Source organism: Ruegeria sp. HKCCA4812 (assembly GCF_013034245.1).
In the GTDB taxonomy this organism is placed as follows: Bacteria; Pseudomonadota; Alphaproteobacteria; order Rhodobacterales; family Rhodobacteraceae; genus Ruegeria.
The window spans coordinates 206,411-221,441 of the sequence record NZ_WQFQ01000005.1 but is presented as its reverse complement, the minus strand read 5'-3'; the positions used below and the strand labels follow the sequence as shown (position 1 = coordinate 221,441).

The 15,031-nt window shown below is 59.0% G+C and carries 15 protein-coding genes; 12 read left to right on the top strand and 3 right to left on the bottom strand.

What is annotated here, in order from left to right; translation table 11 throughout:
* Positions 1 to 3: 3 nt before the first annotated feature.
* The 9 genes from GOW04_RS15680 (at position 4) to GOW04_RS15640 (ending at position 9,294) form a co-directional block, all read left to right on the top strand.
* The gene (locus GOW04_RS15680) at positions 4 to 729 is read left to right on the top strand and encodes a 16S rRNA (uracil(1498)-N(3))-methyltransferase (RefSeq protein ID WP_171233173.1); all 726 of its coding nucleotides are present in this window, start codon (positions 4 to 6) and stop codon (positions 727 to 729) included.
* A 68-nt stretch (positions 730 to 797) separates the two neighbouring features.
* Positions 798 to 1,571 (top strand): GNAT family N-acetyltransferase, encoded by a 774-nt coding sequence (locus GOW04_RS15675; RefSeq protein ID WP_171233172.1) that lies wholly within the window; start codon positions 798 to 800, stop codon positions 1,569 to 1,571.
* Complete coding sequence (locus tag GOW04_RS15670; RefSeq protein WP_171119774.1) at positions 1,568 to 2,095, top strand: hypothetical protein; 528 nt, start codon at positions 1,568 to 1,570, stop codon at positions 2,093 to 2,095. Before GOW04_RS15675 ends, GOW04_RS15670 begins: the two co-directional genes overlap by 4 nt.
* A gap of 66 nt (positions 2,096 to 2,161) precedes the next feature.
* Positions 2,162 to 3,532 (top strand): glutamate--cysteine ligase, encoded by a 1,371-nt coding sequence (locus GOW04_RS15665; RefSeq protein ID WP_171233171.1) that lies wholly within the window; start codon positions 2,162 to 2,164, stop codon positions 3,530 to 3,532.
* A 70-nt stretch (positions 3,533 to 3,602) separates the two neighbouring features.
* Entirely contained in the window at positions 3,603 to 4,676 is a 1,074-nt protein-coding gene (pheS, locus tag GOW04_RS15660; RefSeq protein WP_171233170.1) for a phenylalanine--tRNA ligase subunit alpha, read from the top strand.
* A complete protein-coding gene (locus GOW04_RS15655) occupies positions 4,673 to 5,173 on the top strand; it encodes a hypothetical protein (protein ID WP_171233169.1) in 501 nt (166 codons plus the stop codon). The genes pheS and GOW04_RS15655 overlap by 4 nt, the downstream gene beginning before the upstream one ends.
* 314 nt (positions 5,174 to 5,487) lie before the next feature.
* Positions 5,488 to 6,291 carry a PHB depolymerase family esterase gene (locus tag GOW04_RS15650; RefSeq protein WP_171233168.1) on the top strand — a complete coding sequence of 268 codons (804 nt, stop codon included), beginning with the start codon at positions 5,488 to 5,490 and terminating at the stop codon, positions 6,289 to 6,291.
* A 78-nt stretch (positions 6,292 to 6,369) separates the two neighbouring features.
* Entirely contained in the window at positions 6,370 to 8,766 is a 2,397-nt protein-coding gene (pheT, locus tag GOW04_RS15645) for a phenylalanine--tRNA ligase subunit beta (RefSeq protein ID WP_171229843.1), read from the top strand.
* Between the two features lie 81 nt (positions 8,767 to 8,847).
* Entirely contained in the window at positions 8,848 to 9,294 is a 447-nt protein-coding gene (locus GOW04_RS15640) for a YtoQ family protein (RefSeq protein WP_171119768.1), read from the top strand.
* A 50-nt stretch (positions 9,295 to 9,344) separates the two neighbouring features.
* On the opposite strand, the gene GOW04_RS15635 is transcribed toward GOW04_RS15640, so the two are convergent.
* Positions 9,345 to 10,043 carry a glutathione S-transferase family protein gene (locus GOW04_RS15635; protein WP_171233167.1) on the bottom strand — a complete coding sequence of 233 codons (699 nt, stop codon included), beginning with the start codon at positions 10,041 to 10,043 and terminating at the stop codon, positions 9,345 to 9,347.
* Positions 10,044 to 10,304: 261 nt separating this feature from the next.
* Between GOW04_RS15635 and GOW04_RS15630 the strand changes: the two genes are divergently transcribed.
* Positions 10,305 to 11,066 carry a mechanosensitive ion channel family protein gene (locus GOW04_RS15630; protein WP_253283973.1) on the top strand — a complete coding sequence of 254 codons (762 nt, stop codon included), beginning with the start codon at positions 10,305 to 10,307 and terminating at the stop codon, positions 11,064 to 11,066.
* A 189-nt stretch (positions 11,067 to 11,255) separates the two neighbouring features.
* On the opposite strand, the gene ald is transcribed toward GOW04_RS15630, so the two are convergent.
* Positions 11,256 to 12,374, bottom strand: a complete 1,119-nt coding sequence (ald, locus tag GOW04_RS15625; protein ID WP_171233166.1) for an alanine dehydrogenase — start codon at positions 12,372 to 12,374, stop codon at positions 11,256 to 11,258.
* 135 nt (positions 12,375 to 12,509) lie between these two features.
* Between ald and GOW04_RS15620 the strand changes: the two genes are divergently transcribed.
* Positions 12,510 to 12,968, top strand: coding sequence for an Lrp/AsnC family transcriptional regulator (locus GOW04_RS15620; protein WP_152456756.1), 459 nt, complete (start codon positions 12,510 to 12,512; stop codon positions 12,966 to 12,968).
* Between the two features lie 3 nt (positions 12,969 to 12,971).
* Here the strand turns inward: GOW04_RS15620 and GOW04_RS22285 are convergent, their stop codons facing one another.
* Positions 12,972 to 13,850 carry a CPBP family intramembrane glutamic endopeptidase gene (locus GOW04_RS22285; RefSeq protein WP_171233165.1) on the bottom strand — a complete coding sequence of 293 codons (879 nt, stop codon included), beginning with the start codon at positions 13,848 to 13,850 and terminating at the stop codon, positions 12,972 to 12,974.
* Between the two features lie 241 nt (positions 13,851 to 14,091).
* On the opposite strand from GOW04_RS22285, the gene ppk2 reads away from it, so the two are divergent.
* Entirely contained in the window at positions 14,092 to 15,009 is a 918-nt protein-coding gene (gene ppk2 / locus GOW04_RS15610) for a polyphosphate kinase 2 (RefSeq protein WP_371419726.1), read from the top strand.
* Positions 15,010 to 15,031 lie beyond the last annotated feature (22 nt).

The following is a 15,031-nucleotide window of genomic DNA, read 5'->3' as shown; positions in this document are numbered from 1 at the left end:
CTCATGAGTGCGAAGATCAGACTGTATGTAGAGCAGCCCTTGGGTCAGGGGCAATCGGTTCCTTTGACGCGCGACCAGGCGCACTACCTCTTTGGTGTCATGCGCCTTGCGGTCAAAGGGCAGGTCGCCCTGTTCAACGGGCGGGACGGAGAGTGGTTGGCCGAAGTCTCCGAGGCGGGAAAACGCGGCGGGACGCTGACTTGCCTTGAACAGACGAAACCGTTGCAGCTGCCGCCCGATCTGTGGTTTCTGTTCGCGCCCATCAAAAAGGCTCGCACCGATTTCATCGTGGAAAAAGCCGCCGAAATGGGTGCGGCGCGTATCCTGCCTGTTCAGACCGAGTTCACCAATTCCGAACGCATTCGTCAGGACCGCCTGCAGGCCCATGCGGTCGAGGCGGCCGAGCAGTGCGGCGGAACCTTCGTGCCCGAGGTGGCCGATTTACAGCGGTTGGATCGGCTGCTGGATGCATGGCCCGAAGATCGGCAACTGATGTTCTGCAACGAGGCCGAGGTTGGATCGGCCCTGCGACTGGCCGCCAATGAGAAAGGACGGCCCTGGGCGATTCTCATCGGCCCGGAAGGCGGGTTTTCGGACCAGGAACGCGCGCGTCTGACAGGGTTGCCATTCGCGCATGTGGTCAGCCTTGGCCCTCGTATCCTGCGGGCCGACACGGCAGCGGTGGCTGCATTGACCATGTGGCAGCAGACGCTGGGGGATTGGGCGTGATCCAAGAAGCCTCGCCGTCTGATGCCCCGGCCATTGAGGCGTTTTTGGCCAAACATCCCGATACTTCCATGTTTCTGCGCAGCAACCTGTTGGCGCACGGGATTGGATTTGGAGACGATGACCACTCCACCCGGTTCTTCATTTGGGGGCAGGATCGCATCCAAGGCGTATTTGGCCTGAGCAAAAAGGGCTACCTGATGGCGCAACTGCCCGATTGTTCGCCAGAGGCCGCTCAGGCATTTGCGGGCCGGATCGCAGGTCAGATCGTTCTGGGCATGACAGGGGCTGCACAACAGGTTGAGATGATATTGGACGCGCTAGGGCTTGGACAGGCCTGTTATCGCCTGCATCATGATGAACCCCTGTACCGCCTGGATCTGGGCGAAATCCCAGAGGCACCGATTCCATTTCGTGCCCTGTCCGAGGCAGACCGGCCGTTACTGACGCGTTGGTTTGCGGATTACTTCGAGGATACCGACCAAGCCAAAGGGCAAGAGGCGCGTGAAATGGCCTCCGACCGGATCACCACCGATATTAAATCAGGCAGAGCGATTGTCATGCTGGAAGACGACGCCCCCGTAGCCATGGCCGCCATCAATGCATCAGTCCGGGATCAGGTTCAGGTCGGCGGTGTATTTGTGCCGCGCGAGAACAGAAATTGTGGACTCGGGCGCAAGGTCACAACAGCTGTGTTGCAAAAGGCGAGGACCGACGGCGCGAACGCGGCCATCCTGTTCGCCAACAATCCACCTGCCGCGCGAGCCTATGAAGCTATGGGGTTTCAGCAGGTCGGCTGGTATCGGATCGCCCTGTTGCAAACACCACAAAAGGTGCTGTCATGAGTTTCATCCGACCCGAGGCAAAACTGGCCCTGTGGCGCTGGCGCGAAGTGCTGGTTGCCGGGTTTGTCCTGATCCTCGGTCTCAGCTGGATCAACGGGCCCGGCGGTCTGCTGGGGTGGATCGGTTGGCTGCTTGTCGCTGTCGCAATAGCCCTGGCGGTGATCGGGGTGCAGCGCGCGCGGTTCAGAACCGGCACTGGCGGACAGGGTGTCGTGACCGTCGATGAAGGTCAGATCACCTATTTCGGTCCACTGGATGGCGGCATAATCGCCACGCGCGAGATTGAGCGGCTGGCGCTCGATCCGACCTCGACGCCGGCGCATTGGGTGTTGGAACAACCGGGTCAGGCGGTGCTTCACATTCCTGTGAATGCGGAAGGGGCCGAGGCGCTGTTCGATGTCTTCTCGGCGCTTCCGGGCCTGAAAACCGAGCATATGCTGGCCGAACTGAACGGTGGATCGGCCCACCCGGTCGTGATTTGGGAGCGTACGCCCTCGCGCCCTCCACACCTTCGGCTGCATTGACACCGGCGCGGTTTGCCCCCACGACTGGCCAAAAGACAGACACATCAGGATCGGAGCACGGGTCTCATGTCCATCCCCCAGTCCGGCGGCGGACCAATCGAACGCCACGAGCAATTGGCCGAATATCTGGAGTCGGGCTGCAAGCCCAAGGCAGACTGGCGCATCGGCACCGAGCATGAGAAATTCGGCTACTGCAAGGACACGCTGAAACCGTTGCCGTTCGAAGGTGCGCGATCCATCGTGGCGGTGTTGGAGGGCCTGCGTGACCGGCACGGTTGGGCCGAAGTCCGTGAAGCGGGTCATCTGATCGGTCTGGAAAAGGACGGCGCCAATGTCAGCCTGGAGCCGGGCGGCGCGCTGGAGCTGTCGGGAGCTCCGCTCGAGACCATCCACGAAACCTGCGATGAGGTGAACACCCACCTGCGCGAGGTAAAGGACATCGCGGATGAGATCGGCGTGGGTTTCATCGGTCTGGGCGCGGCACCGACCTGGACACATGAGGAAATGCCGCTGATGCCCAAGGGGCGGTATCGGCTGATGAACGACTATATGGAAAAGGTCGGCACCATGGGCCGCGCCATGATGCGGCGGACCTGCACGGTTCAGGTCAATATCGATTTCGGGTCAGAGGCCGACATGGTGCAGAAACTGCGCGTGGCGCTGGCCTTGCAGCCGGTGGCAACGGCGTTGTTTGCGAATTCGCCCTTTTTCGAAGGCAAGGTAAATGGCCAGAAAAGCTGGCGCAGCTATATATGGCGGCATCTGGACGATGCGCGTACGGGCATGCTGCCTTTCGTGTTCGAAGACGGGTTTGGGTTCGAGCGTTACGTGCAATACGCGCTCGATGTTCCGATGTATTTCGTTTATCGCGACGGCCAGTACATCAATGCGCTGGGCATGTCTTTCCGCGACTTCCTGAAAGGCGAACTGCCCGCGCTGCCGGGGGAAACGCCCACGCTCAGCGATTGGGCCGACCACCTGACCACCGCCTTCCCCGAGGCGCGGATCAAGAAATTCATGGAAATGCGCGGGGCCGATGGCGGTCCTTGGCGGCGCCTGTGTGCCTTGCCCGCCTTCTGGGTCGGCCTGACTTACGATCAAACGGCCCTGGACGCGGCCTGGGATCTGGTCAAAGGCTGGGACACCGAGACCCGCGAGGCGCTGCGTGTCGCGGCTGCCAAAGACGGTCTGCAAGCGAAAGTCGGCACCATCAACATGCACGATCTGGCGCATGAGGTTGTGGCGATCTCCGAGGCCGGCCTGAAAGCCCGCGCCTATCCCGGTGCCGGTGGCCTGGTGCCGGACGAGACCCATTTCCTCAACGCGCTCAAGGACAGCATCCAAAGCGGGAAAGTGCCTGCGGATGAGTTGCTGGAACACTACAACGGCGACTGGAACGGTGATCTGACCCGGATTTTCCCCGAATACAGCTATTGATCCGCCCGGTCCCGCTTGCATTCGCGGGGCTGGCCCGATAGCAGGTTGGCGACCAAATTCAGAGGGCGTCATGGACGATCTTAAGGCAAAATATCTGGGCCAAATCGCCGAGGCAGGCGACGAGAACGCGCTTGAGGCGATCCGTGTCGCCGCCGTGGGCAAAAAAGGCGAGGTCGCGCTGAAGATGCGCGAGTTGGGTAAAATGACGCCCGAGGAACGCCAGGTGGCAGGCCCAGCGCTGAATGCCCTGAAGGATGAGATTAACTCGGCCCTGTCCGCCAAAAAGGCCGCTTTGGCCGATGCTGCGCTGGATGAGCGTCTGCGCACCGAATGGCTGGACGTCACCCTGCCAACCCGCCCGCGCCGTCAGGGCTCGATCCACCCGGTCAGCCAGGCGACCGAGGAACTGACCGCGATCTTTGCCGAACTGGGCTTTTCGGTGGCCGAAGGGCCGCGGATCGAGACCGACTGGCACAATTTCGACGCGCTGAACATCCCAGGCCACCACCCAGCGCGGGCCGAGATGGACACGTTCTATATGCACCGCGCCGAGGGCGACAACCGCCCGCCGCATGTGCTGCGCACCCATACGTCGCCGGTGCAGATCCGCTCGATGGAGAAACAGGGCGCGCCGATCCGCGTGATCTGTCCGGGCGGTGTGTATCGCGCCGACTATGACCAGACCCACACGCCGATGTTCCATCAGGTCGAAGGGCTGGCCATCGACACCGACATCTCGATGGCGAACCTGAAATGGGTTCTGGAAGAGTTCGTGAAGGCGTTCTTCGAGGTCGACGACGTCGAACTGCGCTTCCGCGCCTCGCATTTCCCGTTCACCGAGCCATCGGCCGAGGTCGATATCCGCTGTTCGTGGGACAATGGTCAGCTGAAGATCGGTGAGGGCGACGACTGGATGGAGATTTTGGGCTCGGGCATGGTCCACCCCAAGGTGATCGCCGCCGGTGGGATTGATCCCGAGGTCTATCAGGGCTTTGCCTTTGGCATCGGCATCGACCGTCTGGCGATGCTGAAATACGGCATTCCGGACCTGCGGGCGTTCTTTGACAGCGACCTGCGCTGGTTGAGGCACTACGGGTTTGCGGCGCTGGATATGCCGAACCTGCATGGTGGTTTGTCGCGTTGAAGCTGGACGAGGAAAAGTTTCTTCGCGTTATGGAGTACATTGAGGCTTCGGATGATTCCGGAGCCTCTTTCGATGATGCTGCTGAGAGTGGGAACGCTCGTTATCCAACGGAGGAGCCTCGACTAGACACAACCCAAAACAAACTTGGGATGTCGATTTCTGAACGAGAGTTCCTATTCCGTCTGATGCGTGCAGAGGATCTCATCACTGGGGCGTTCATGAAGAACGGTGCTTTGAACATACACCTGACTTACAAAGGGCATGTATGGTTGCAGGAATATCGCCAAAATACTCTTTCTAGGCGGGTTCTTAGATGGTTTGGCCGTCAACTCGATAAATTGTTTTCTTCAGTTGCTTTACCAATAGTAGCCGCCGTTCTGACTGTGTTCGTTCTGGATTATATTGGAGCTTCTCGTGGAAAATCTGTTGATGAGGTTGCCATCGAAGGCGCTGTGGAAAGCTATCTAGAAAAGCGTGGCGAGGAAGTAACCGAGTAGACAGAGAGCAGAATTGCCCTTTCATTATTTGTTTCTGAATAACTTGAAAGCGCGGAGCAAAGGCCGATAGGCCGCCGCGCGATCGCCAGACCGCGCGCACGGGCTGGCGATTTGTCTCCGCCAGCGCTACGTTTGAATGTCATACGGACTTGGCTGGCATAAATTGCCCACCATAGCCCGAGGATCGCCACCCTGCGGTCTGGCGACAGCGCGGCTTGTGATCTAGCCTGACAGACGGGCGACAGCGCGGCTTGTTACAGGTTCCCACAGGGTTGTGACGTGACTTGGCGCTCAGGCTGGGTAGGGTCGGGCGCATGATCTATCGACTGCTGTTTCTTCTGCTGACCCCAACCCCCGCTTTCGCCATGGGACCATGGAAGTCGGATTGCCATGGCGATACGGCCTGTGAGGTCGGCGACCGCTCGTACAATGTGCTGGAACCCGATGTCTGGGACGGTGAAACGCCTCTGCCGGTGTTGCTGCATTTCCACGGGTGGGCGCGACAGGGGACTGTTGTCGTCAACCACGAACGCATCGCGGGCGCGACAAAGCTGCGGGGTGTGTTGTTGGTGGCGCCGAACGGGCTGGGAAAAAGCTGGGATTTTTGGACCGCGGAGACCGGCGATGTGCCCTTTGCCGATGCGGTGCTGGAGGATGTCGCCAAGCGCTATCCGATTGATCCGAAACGCATCTATGTCTCGGGCTATTCCTATGGTGGCGCGATGGCTTGGCGCTATGTCTGTCAGTCAGGCAATGACATTGCCGCCCTGCTGGCCGTTGCAGGCAGCATCCGCCAGACTGAAGCCTGCCCCGAAGCCCCGCGCGAGGTGCGCCATGTGCATGGGCTGGACGACACGGTGATGGATTTTCCCTTTGGACCGGGCCGCGATACCACCTATCCGGTGGCGCTGTGGCGAAAGAAATACAACTGCAACGGTGCCACCCCGCGCGCGGATTGGAGTGTGAGACCGTTCCTGACGCTCAGCCGTGTGGAATGGACCGATTGTGCGCAGGGGCAGGTGGTGCTGGACACCCATCCGGGCGGGCATTTCATCCCGCATGGCTGGATCGGGCGGCAATTGGACGAGCTTTTGGGCCGCACCCCCACCTATCCATGACCCGCAGCGCTTGCACCTTGGCGCATTCTTTGTCATTGCCTGTGCCGACTGGATATCTGCCAAAAAAGGCCCCGAGCAATGAAATTCACTCTGTCCTGGCTGAAAGACCACCTCGACACCGATGCGTCGGTTGATGAGATCACTGAGGCGCTGACCGACCTTGGCCTTGAGGTCGAAGAGGTCATCAACCCGGCTGACAAGCTCAAGGACTTTACGCTGGGCTATGTGAAACACGCGGAAAAACACCCTGACGCCGACAAGCTGCGTGTCTGCAAGGTGGACACGGATGAAGGCGAGTTGCAGATCATCTGCGGCGCGCCCAACGCCCGCGAAGGGATCACTGTCGTCGTCTGCAAGCCGGGCATGTATATCCCCGGTCTGGACCTGACGATCAGCGTCGGCAAGATCCGCGGCGTCGAAAGCTTTGGCATGATGGCGTCCGAGCGCGAGCTGGAATTGTCGGACGAACATGACGGCATCATCGAATTGCCCTCGGGCGAGGTCGGTGACAGGTTCGTTGATTGGCTTGCCGAGAATGACCCATCGAAAGTCGATCCCGTGATCGAGATCGCGATCACTCCGAACCGGCCCGATGCGCTGGGCGTGGAAGGCATCGCGCGTGATCTGGCGGCGCGTGGGATCGGCACTCTGAAACAGCGCGACTACGTGCCGGTGCCCGGTGATTTCGAAAGCCCGATCAAAGTATCGATTGACGAGGATACGCTGGATGGCTGCCCGCATTTCACGGGCCGCCTTATCAAGGGCGTCAAGAACGGCCCCAGCCCGCAGTGGTTGCAGGATCAGTTGAAGGCGATCGGGCTGCGTCCGATTTCGGCGCTGGTGGATATCACCAACTATATGACCTTTGACCATAACCGCCCGCTGCATGTGTTTGACGCGGACAAGGTGCAGGGCAATCTTCGCGTTCATCGCGCCAAAGGCGGTGAAACCCTGGTGGCGCTGGACGAGAAGGAATACACTCTTCAGCCCGGCATGATGGTCATTTCAGATGACAAAGGCCCGGAATCCATCGCAGGCATCATGGGCGGTCAGGAAACCGGCTGCACCGAGGATACTGTGAATGTGTTCCTGGAAAGCGCGTTTTGGGATCATGTGCAGATCGCGCTGACGGGTCGGGCGCTGAAAATCAATTCAGACGCGCGGTACCGGTTCGAACGCGGCGTGGACCCTGAATACACGCTGGAAGGGCTCGAGCACGCAACCCAGTTGATTCTGGACATCTGCGGCGGCGAAGCGTCCAAAGTGGTCGAGGCGGGCAAAGCACCGAACCACGCGCGTGCTTACAAGCTGGATGCCGAACGGGTGCAGTCTCTGGTCGGGATGGACATTCCCGAAAGCGAGCAACGTCAGACGCTGACCCGTCTGGGTTTCCGTCTGGAGGGCGAGATGGCCCACGTGCCAAGCTGGCGCCCCGATATCATGGGTGAGGCCGATCTGGTGGAAGAGGTCGCACGGATCGCCTCGTTGACCAAGTTGCAGGGCAAGCCCTTGCCGCGTGTCACAGATGGTATTCCCAAGCCGGTGATGACACCGACACAGCGCCGCCAGTCCATGGCGCGCCGCACCTGCGCCGCTCTGGGTTACAACGAATGCGTCACCTATACGTTCATCGATCAGGCTTCGGCTGCTTTGTTCGGTGGCGGGGATGACGCGACCATGCTTGAAAATCCGATCTCGTCCGAGATGAGCCACATGCGCCCGGATCTGCTGCCCGGATTGTTGCAGGCCGCGGCGCGCAATCAGGCACGCGGATATGCCGACGTCGCCCTGTTCGAAGTTGGCCCTGTTTTCCACGACGGCGAACCCGGCGACCAGAAAACCCAGATCGCCGGCCTGCTGGTTGGCCGCAACGGCCCCAAGGATGTGCACGGGGCCTCGCGCCCGGTGGATGTCTTTGATGCCAAGGCGGATGCCGAAGCCGTTCTAGCGGCGATCGGAGCACCGGCCAAGGTACAGATTCTGCGCGACGGCGATGCCTGGTGGCATCCGGGTCGTCACGGCAAGATCTGTCTGGGTCCCAAAAAGGTGCTGGGTGTTTTTGGTGAACTGCACCCGCGCGTGTTGCAGGCGATGGATATCAAGGGTCCGGCGATGGCCTTTACGATCTGGCCCGACGAGGTTCCCTTGCCCCGCAAGTCCGGTGCCACACGTGCCGCATTGGAATTGCGTGACCTGCAAGCGGTCGAACGTGACTTTGCCTTTGTCGTTGATGAAAACGTCGAGGCGCTGACGTTGGTGAACGCGGCGGCAGGTGCCGACAAAGCGCTGATCGAAGATGTGCGTGTCTTTGACGAATTCATCGGTGGCAGCCTGGGTGAAGGTAAAAAATCGTTGGCCATAACGGTACGTTTGCAGCCAACAGAGCAGACGCTGAAGGAAAAGGACATCGAAGCGGTGGCCGAAAAGATTATCGCCAAAGTCTCCAAGGCGACCGGCGGTGTTCTGCGGGGCTGATGCAGGGCCGCCTCCGGCGGGAGTATTTCAGAAAAGATGAAGGGGCGGTGGCGCCCTTTCCGTGTTTACGGAGGACGAAAGATGCTGAACGTGTACCTATCTGGCGAAATCCACACCGATTGGCGCGAACAGATCATCGACGGCGCGCAGGGGTTGGACATCACATTCAACAGCCCGGTGACGGACCACGCGGCAAGCGACGATTGCGGCGTTGCCATTCTGGGGGAAGAGCCGAACAAGTACTGGCATGACCATAAGGGTGCGATGGTCAACGCGATCCGGACCCGCAAGGGCATTTCGGATGCTGACGTTGTGGTTGTCCGGTTTGGCGACAAGTACAAACAGTGGAACGCGGCTTTTGATGCGGGCTATGCCGCAGCGCTGGGCAAATCCATCATCGTGTTGCACGGCCCCGAGCATCAGCACGCGTTGAAAGAAGTGGATGCAGCCGCGCTGGCCGTGGCGGAAAAGCCCGCGCAGGTTGTCGAAATCCTGCGGTATGTGCTGACGGGTGCACTGCCGGGCTGAGTTTTTCAATGCGGGTGCCGGTTTCGGCACCCTGTCAATCGCGAAACAGATCAAGCGCGTGCGGGTATGGCCTTGCCGCGCTGCACCGCCGGGCGCTGCATGAAACGGTCGACATAGGCGACGACATTGGCGTAGCCGTCCCAGCCGACAACCTCTTTCGCGCCGTAGAAGTCCAGAGCATTCAACCAGGGGGCAAGAGCGATATCGGCGATGGAGTAATCGCCGGCGATCCAGTCTTTCCCTTCCAGTTGCGTGTTGACCACGTTCAAAAGGCGTTTGGCCTCGTTGACATAGCGTTCGCGCGGTCGGGGGTCTTCGATTTCGCTGCCCGCGAATTTGTAGAAGAAGCCAAGCTGGCCAAACATCGGCCCTACGCCCCCCATTTGGAACATCAGCCATTGTGTAATGCGATGCTTGTCTGCCGCGCTTTGTCCCAGCAACTTGCCTGATTTCTCGGCCAGATACAGCAGGATTGCCCCGCTTTCGAACAGGGCCAGCGGCTCACCGTCCGGCCCGTTGGGATCGATGATGGCTGGGATTTTGTTGTTTGGGTTCAGCGACAGAAACTCGGGGCTTTTGACATCCGCATCCGATAGCGTCACCAGATGGGGCTCATAGGGCAGGCTGGTTTCCTCCAGCATAATCGATGCCTTTACGCCGTTTGGAGTCGGATAGGAATACAGTTGAATCTTGTCCGGGGATTGCGCGGGCCAGCGCGCCATGATCGGATGAGGTTTGTTGTCCAGCATTGGGGGCTCCTGTTTGGCTGTCCCTGTAAAAGCTAGGGGCCACGCCTGATTTATATAAGCCCTTGGCGATGTGCATTTCCGGTCAGGCCGTGTTTTCTGGCGAACAAAGGGGAAATCAAACGAAACTCGCACCTAGACCGGAAGCCAAACTTGGCTCACAATCTGGTGACCCCCGCGATAACCTCGCGGGTTTCTTGCTGTTGAAAGGAGATGGGCGTGGATGAAGTCGTAACACAGGTGGGCGCATTTGCCCCGCTGATCATGAGTGCCGTCAAGGCGCTTGTCGTTCTGATCCTGGGCTGGATCGTGGCTGGTGCAATCGGGGGCATGGTGCGCCGCCGGATCAATTCGACGCCGCATATTGATCCGACGCTTGGGAACTTTTCGGCAAGCCTGGTCAAATGGGCCATTCTCGCCATGGTTCTGGTTGCCGTTCTGGGCATCTTCGGAATTGAAGCCACCAGCATCGTCGCCATTCTGGGTGCCGCGTCCCTGGCTATCGGCCTGGCGCTTCAAGGCACGCTTAGCGATCTGGCGGCCGGTGTGATGCTGGTTGTCTTCCGGCCTTACAAGCTGGGTCAATTTGTTGATATCGGCGGCACGTCGGGCACCGTAAAGGACCTGAACCTGTTCACCACCGAACTGGTGACGCCGGACAACGTGCAGATCATCGTTCCGAACGGTCAGGCATGGGGCTCGATCATCACGAACTACTCTGCCCATGACACGCGTCGTGTCGATCTGGTATTCGGAATCGACTATGGTGACAGCGCGGACAAAGCCATGCAGATCATTCTGGATGTGGCCAAAGCGGACAGTCGCATTCACAGCGACCCGGAACCCTGGGTTCGGGTTACGAACCTGGGTGACAGCTCGGTGGATCTGACGGCACGGCTGTGGTGCTCGGCGCCAGACTATTGGGATGTCAAATTCGAGCTGACGAAAACGATCAAGGAAGCCTTTGACGACAAGGGTATTTCGATCCCTTACCCTCATTCGGTAGAAATCCAGAAACAGGGGTGACGGCTCCCGCCCGTCGATCGGGCATTCGAAAATGCCCTCCTCCCGTTGGGCCGGGCACCGCGCAAGGGCGCGGTGCCCTTTTCTTTGTTCAAACCATCGCTTTGGGTCCGACCGCGCCACGCCTGTGGCGTGGCGCTATGCCCAACGCTGGAGATCGCTTTTCAAAAGCGATTTCAGGGGCGGGAGTGGTTACGACTTGACGATTACGTTGGGCGAGACGACGTCAATACCAAGGGCCTTGCCGACCGCATAGTAGGTCAGCTTGCCAGCGTGGACGTTCAGACCTTCCAGCAGATGCGGATCGTCCTGACACGCCTGTTTCCAGCCTTTGTCCGCCAGAGACAGCATGAACGGCATCGTGGCGTTGCCCAGGGCGATGGTCGAGGTGCGCGCCACCGCTCCCGGCATGTTGGCAACGCAGTAGTGCATGATGCCGTCGACGTCGTAGATCGGGTCGGCATGGGTGGTGGCTTTCGACGTCTCGAAGCACCCGCCCTGATCGATGGCAACATCGACAAGTACGGCACCGGGTTTCATCGTCGACAACTGGGCGCGCGAGACAAGTTTTGGGGCCGCAGCGCCGGGGATCAGAACGGCACCGATGACCATATCGGCACCCTGGATCAGCTCGGCCGTGGCACCCGCCGTCGAATACTGGTTCTTGAAGGTGCCGCCAAAGACGTCGTCCAGATAGCGCAACCGCGGCAAGGAGCGATCCAGAACGGTGACATCCGCGCCCATTCCGGCAGCGATCTTCGCCGCATGGGTCCCTACGACGCCGCCGCCAATTACGACCACTTTGGCAGGGCCGACACCGGGTACGCCACCCATCAGAACGCCGCGCCCGCCATTGGCCTTTTGCAGTGTCCACGACCCGACCTGAGGGGCCAGACGACCGGCAACTTCGGACATCGGTGCCAGCAGGGGTAGGCCGCCGTTCGCATCGGTCACAGTCTCATAGGCGATTGCGGTGCAACCCGATTCCAGCAGGTCATGCGTCTGGTCCGGGTCCGGGGCCAGGTGCAGATAGGTGAACAGCAACTGCCCTTCACGCAGCATCTTGCGTTCCACGGCCTGGGGTTCCTTGACCTTGACGATCATGTCGGCGGTAGCAAACACCTCTTCCGCAGTGTCAATGATACGCGCGCCAGCCGCGACATATGCGTCGTTGTCAAATCCCGCGCCGATGCCGGCGCCGGATTCGATCAGGACTTCGTGACCACGTGCGACTGCTTCCTGAGCAGCATTGGGCGTCATCCCGACGCGGAATTCCTGAGGTTTGATTTCTTTGGGGCAACCGATTTTCATGGGGTTCTCCGTACATAAACTGCTTAAATTATGTGCATTTCGCAGTGCAATTTCTGTGAAAGAAAACGTGTCAGTACATTTTTCTTTGGAAGAATATTGCGTAATATACAAAAACCTTGCAAAGGAGTTGCATGAATGAGCTTGGATACGACTGATCGCAAGATTCTGGCGGCATTGCAAAAAAACGGTAGGATGTCGAATTCGGAATTGTCTGAACAGGTCAACTTGTCTCCGTCGGCTTGCCACCGGCGTGTTCAGCGGCTGGAGGTTGAAGGCTACATTCGCAACTACGTGGCGCTGCTGGATGCGCGGAAGATGAACGTGCCGACAACGGTCTTTGTCGAGATCACGCTACAGGGTCAGGCCGAAGAGGTTCTGGATGCGTTTGAAAAGGCGGTGGCCCGGATACCGGATGTGCTGGAATGCCATCTGATGGCCGGTACGGCGGATTACATTCTGAAAGTTGTGGCGGAAAACACCGAAGATTTCGCCCGCATCCATCGGCAATACCTGTCGCGCCTGCCCGGGGTTGCGCAAATGCAAAGCTCGTTTGCCTTGCGTACCGTGTTCAAGACCACTGCCTTGCCCGTCTAATTGTCATAAAGGCCCGGGATAGGTGAACAGAAAAAGGTGGGTCAGGTTGAACCCAAAATGCATCATCACAGGCACCCACAGGCGTCTGGTTGCATAGTATCCCAATCCGCAGGCCAGCCCGAGAATGGAAGCAAAAACCACCAGCGCCGGACCCCCGGCGACATGGGCCAGCCCGAACAGCAGACTGGCTGCTATTACACCGCCAACGGCCCCAAAACGTGACGAGATGGCCGATTGCAGATAGCCACGAAAGAAGGCTTCTTCCGTCAGGCAGGTCAGAAACAGGTTGGACAGGGCAAATACCAGCCACCAGGGCGGGACCGTAAATTCCGGCTGTACCGCGCCGAAGGAAAGCCCCAACAGAAACAACCCCGGCAGGAGCAGCAACCCTGCCAGCAAAGCCGTGCGTTTGATCTGCGTATTGCCGCGCAGCATCCCGGGCCAGGCCAGAAGAACGGCAAAGAAGACCATCGGTTTGTCCAGATTCAGATGCAGGGTGAAACTGGCGCTTCCCGTACCCGCCTGTACCTGATCCAGAATTTTCAAATTTTCGAATCCCGGCAGCAGATGTGCACCCATCACCAGACACCACAGGATCAACAACAGGTGTCCGGCGACAGCAGGCCATCCTTTCAGATGGGGCAGCAACGAAGCTCCGACCAGACCAAAGGCCACCGCGGCGATCGCCATGGGTGACATCAATCCTGTCGCCGAGGCAATGCTGAGGAACAAAACCAGCAACGACAAGCCGATGCCTGTCCGCCGGGTCAGCACCATCAATTGCGCTGATATAAGAACAAGCCAGGGCCAGACAATGGGCATCACGGAAAGAAGGAATGTCACAATCGCCTCGTCTTTGTCATGCGCACCGTGATGCCGCACCAAAACGAGGCAATGCAAGCATCCGTGGCCAAGCGCAACGCATTGCGTCAATTCAGACGCTTGTATCCCGCGGGACAGATGTACAGATTCAGGTGAAAGATCATATTCTCGCGCTGGACCTGATTTGCAGGCACGACAACAGCCGCAGGACTCGTGACCCTAGCATCAATTTATCTGGTGGCATCAGGTTGTTACACGGGCCCGATATGGTCCGAACCCGAAGACCGAGAAGGAGCTGACCTTGGACAACGAAAACACTGGCGCCCCCAAAGACTGGCTGGAAGCCGAGCTGGAGGACACGCTGGACGAAGATTTCGAGATAGAATTCAGTGAGCCGATGCTGTCGATGGAAGTCCGGAAAATCTATCGGGAACAGCATCCGGACATGTTGGATCGCAAGGTTTACTTCCGCAATCTGCTGCGCCTGCAAGCCGAACTGATCAAGGTTCAGGACTGGGTACAGCATACCGGGGCCAAGGTCTGTATCCTGTTTGAAGGCCGTGACAGTGCCGGTAAAGGGGGCGTGATCAAGCGGATCACCCAGCGTCTGAACCCGCGTGTCGCGCGCGTGGTGGCATTGCCGGCACCCAGCCGCCGAGAGCAAAGCCAGTGGTATTTCCAGCGTTACGTACCGCATCTGCCGGCGGCGGGCGAAATCGTTCTGTTCGACCGCTCCTGGTACAACCGGGCCGGCGTCGAGCGGGTGATGGGTTTTGCGTCCGAGGACCAGGTTGAACAATTCTTTCAGGACGTTCCTGAGTTCGAGCGGATGCTGGTGCGGTCAGGGATCATTCTGCTGAAATACTGGTTCTCGATCACGGACGAGGAACAGCAGTTGCGATTCCTCATGCGTATTCACGACCCGATGAAGCAATGGAAGCTGTCGCCGATGGATCTGGAATCCCGCATCCGCTGGGAATCCTACACAAAGGCCAAAGAGGACATGCTTTTCCGAACCAATATCCCCGAGGCCCCGTGGTACATCGTCGAAGGCAATGACAAAAAACGCGAAAGGCTGAACTGTATCGAGCATCTTTTGACAAAAATCCCTTACGAGGACGTGCCTCAGGAAAAGGTCAATCTGCCCGACCGCAAGTACAACCCGGAATATGAACGCCGCGTTTTGCCGGATGAGCTTTACGTACCAAAGATCTATTGAAGCAAAATCAGGCTCTGAGCCG

Bases quoted from the DNA above. Each gene is read 5' to 3' on its own strand.
- GOW04_RS15650 (WP_171233168.1), top strand. From the start codon at position 5,488: ATGATCTATCGACTGCTGTTTCTTCTGCTGACCCCAACCCCCGCTTTC.
- GOW04_RS15640 (WP_171119768.1), top strand. From the start codon at position 8,848: ATGCTGAACGTGTACCTATCTGGCGAAATCCACACCGATTGGCGCGAA.
- GOW04_RS15635 (WP_171233167.1), bottom strand. From the start codon at position 10,043: ATGCTGGACAACAAACCTCATCCGATCATGGCGCGCTGGCCCGCGCAA.
- pheS (WP_171233170.1), top strand. From the start codon at position 3,603: ATGGACGATCTTAAGGCAAAATATCTGGGCCAAATCGCCGAGGCAGGC.
- ald (WP_171233166.1), bottom strand. From the start codon at position 12,374: ATGAAAATCGGTTGCCCCAAAGAAATCAAACCTCAGGAATTCCGCGTC.
- GOW04_RS15665 (WP_171233171.1), top strand. From the start codon at position 2,162: ATGTCCATCCCCCAGTCCGGCGGCGGACCAATCGAACGCCACGAGCAA.
- pheT (WP_171229843.1), top strand. From the start codon at position 6,370: ATGAAATTCACTCTGTCCTGGCTGAAAGACCACCTCGACACCGATGCG.
- GOW04_RS15680 (WP_171233173.1), top strand. From the start codon at position 4: ATGAGTGCGAAGATCAGACTGTATGTAGAGCAGCCCTTGGGTCAGGGG.
- GOW04_RS15675 (WP_171233172.1), top strand. From the start codon at position 798: ATGTTTCTGCGCAGCAACCTGTTGGCGCACGGGATTGGATTTGGAGAC.
- GOW04_RS15630 (WP_253283973.1), top strand. From the start codon at position 10,305: ATGAGTGCCGTCAAGGCGCTTGTCGTTCTGATCCTGGGCTGGATCGTG.
- GOW04_RS15620 (WP_152456756.1), top strand. From the start codon at position 12,510: ATGAGCTTGGATACGACTGATCGCAAGATTCTGGCGGCATTGCAAAAA.
- GOW04_RS15670 (WP_171119774.1), top strand. From the start codon at position 1,568: ATGAGTTTCATCCGACCCGAGGCAAAACTGGCCCTGTGGCGCTGGCGC.